Genomic DNA, 2087 nt, shown 5'->3' with positions numbered 1-2087 from the left:
ACATCGGCTTCGTGCCGCGCGCGAAGCTCATCGCGCGCGCCGAGCGCATCCTCGTCTCGGCCGATATCCTCGACCATTGGCAGCCGCGCTTCGCGCGTTTCGGCACGCCATTGCATTGACGCGGGCGGCGGCGGACCATATGCGGCCCCGCATCGGAGTCGCGATGAATACCCCGCAGGACATCACCGAAGACCAGTTCTTCGAACTGGTAGACCGCTTCGTCGCGCAGGCGAACGAGTTCGGCCAGCGCTTTCCGCAATCGCGCGTGAGCGCGGCGATCCTGTTCGCGGCGGCGCGCTTCAACGCGTTCCAGTGGGTCAACCGCAGCCAGTTGCTGCAGCAGACCCCCGACGAAGCGACGATCGCGTTCCGCGCCGAGTACGAGGCGATGTTCCGCGAGAACCTGCGCAGCTTCGGCGCGCTCGCGTCGGGGGCGTGACGCGACGGCGCCGTCGCGGCGCCGCGTCCGCGCCTACTTCGAGCGCGGCGGCGCGAGCGGGAACGGCATGATCTTGTCGCCGCTCGCGGCGTCGCGGATCGCGGCGACGCCGCGACGCGCGACTTCCTCGATGCGGACGATCGCATGCATCGGCACGTGCAGCATCGTCGTGTCCTGGAACTCCTCGCGCAGGCGCTCTTCGGTCGGATCGACGACGAGGCCTTCGCCGGTCGTCGCGAACACGAGGTCGCCGATCTCCGTGAATCCCCACAGGTGGCTCGAACTCACGTGGCGCGCGTAGAGCTCGATGCTCTTGCCCTGCGACAGGAAGCAGACCTTGTAGAGTTTCGTCGTGCGCATGCGGCGATTGTAGCGCCGCGATCGCGTCGATCAGGCATCGTGGCCGCCATCGAGCCCGCGCCGGCCCGACGGATCGCGCCGTTGGGCACGGCCTCGACGATCGGCCGGAGCATCGGCTAGTTCCTCAATCGGCGCGCGATCGCCGGGCGCGAAAGCAGCGCGAGCAGGATCCCGATGACGAAGCCGGCGATGTGCGTCCACCAGGCGACCGCGCCGAACGCGGGACCGACGTAGGTGAACAGCAGCTGCAGCGCGGCCCAGAAGCCGATCAGCAGCGGCGCCGGGATGCGCACGAACTCGAGGAACACGCCGAGCGGCAGCACGAGGCCGAGCCGCGCGCGCGGAAACAGGGCGAGATAGGCGCCGACGACCGCCGATACGGCGCCGCTCGAACCGACGATCGGCGCGCTCGTGCCGGCGAGCGTGAGCGCGCCTACGAGGTTGGCGAGCGCGCCGCCGGTGACGAACATCGCGAGGAAGCGCGGCGAACCGAGCGCACGCTCCGCCGACACGCCGAACACGATCAGGAACAGCAGGTTGCCGGTCAGGTGCAGCCAGTCCGCGTGGATGAAGATCGCGGTCACGAGCCGCGCCGCGCGCAACTCGAGCAGCTGCTGCCACCACGGCGCGAGCGGATCGAGCAAGGTCGACGGCACCGTGCCCCAGCGCGTGAGCATCGCCAGGCGTTCCGCCGGCGGCAGCGTCACCAGCCAGAGGAACGTCGCCACGCACGCCGCGACGATGAGCAAGGTGGCCCAGGGAGGCCCGGCGCGACGCGAACTCGGCAGGTGCACGAACATGCCGGCCGTCGCCCGCGTCAGCGCCCGTCGCGCGGATAGAGGAAACGTTGGCCCTTGAAGTCGAGCACCATGCCGTCGGCCCTGATCTCGCGCAGCACGACGCCGTTGCCGAGATCGTCGCCTTCGACGTGCCGTTCGCCTTCGACGACGATGAAACGTTCGGCCGGCGCATCCGAGAACACGTGCATCGTGAGCTTGAGATCCGGCAGTTCCTTGCGCGTGCCGTAGGGCAGTTCCCAGACGGTCGGCAGTGCGGGTTGCCTCGGCTGCGCCGGAGCGGCCTTCGGCGCGCTCGCATTCGCACCGGCCTTCGCATCCGGCGTCGCGGGCGCAGCGTTCGGCGCGACCGGCTTGGGTGCCTCTGCCGGCTTCGCGTCCGGCGTCGCGGGCGCTTTCGCATCGCGGGTCGGTTGCGCGGGCGCCGGAGGTTTCGGTCGCGCCGGTACCGGTGCGGAGGGCTGCGTCGCGGACTTCGGCGCGGCGGGCGA

General features: G+C 70.2%; 4 protein-coding genes. 1 reads left to right on the top strand and 3 read right to left on the bottom strand.

All coding sequences use genetic code 11. The features are described from left to right. Positions 1–163: 163 nt before the first annotated feature. Positions 164–439, top strand: coding sequence for a DUF3144 domain-containing protein (locus VI238_RS02590; protein WP_331648133.1), 276 nt, complete (start codon positions 164–166; stop codon positions 437–439). Between the two features lie 33 nt (positions 440–472). Here VI238_RS02590 and VI238_RS02585 read toward each other — a convergent pair whose 3' ends face one another. The 3 genes from VI238_RS02585 to VI238_RS02575 form a co-directional block, all read right to left on the bottom strand. Beyond that, positions 473–799: a DUF1820 family protein gene (locus VI238_RS02585; RefSeq protein ID WP_331648131.1), complete on the bottom strand. Its 327-nt coding sequence runs from the start codon at positions 797–799 to the stop codon at positions 473–475. 116 nt (positions 800–915) lie between these two features. Then, entirely contained in the window at positions 916–1599 is a 684-nt protein-coding gene (locus tag VI238_RS02580) for a rhomboid family intramembrane serine protease (RefSeq protein ID WP_331648129.1), read from the bottom strand. Positions 1600–1616: 17 nt separating this feature from the next. Next, positions 1617–2087 (bottom strand): general secretion pathway protein GspB (locus tag VI238_RS02575; protein WP_331648128.1); only part of this gene is annotated, 471 nt, incomplete at its 5' end.

Source organism: Dokdonella sp., from assembly GCF_036518555.1.
In the GTDB taxonomy this organism is placed as follows: Bacteria; Pseudomonadota; Gammaproteobacteria; order Xanthomonadales; family Rhodanobacteraceae; genus Dokdonella_A.
Note: the sequence above shows the minus strand (reverse complement) of the source record. Positions and strands in the feature narration are given on the sequence as shown.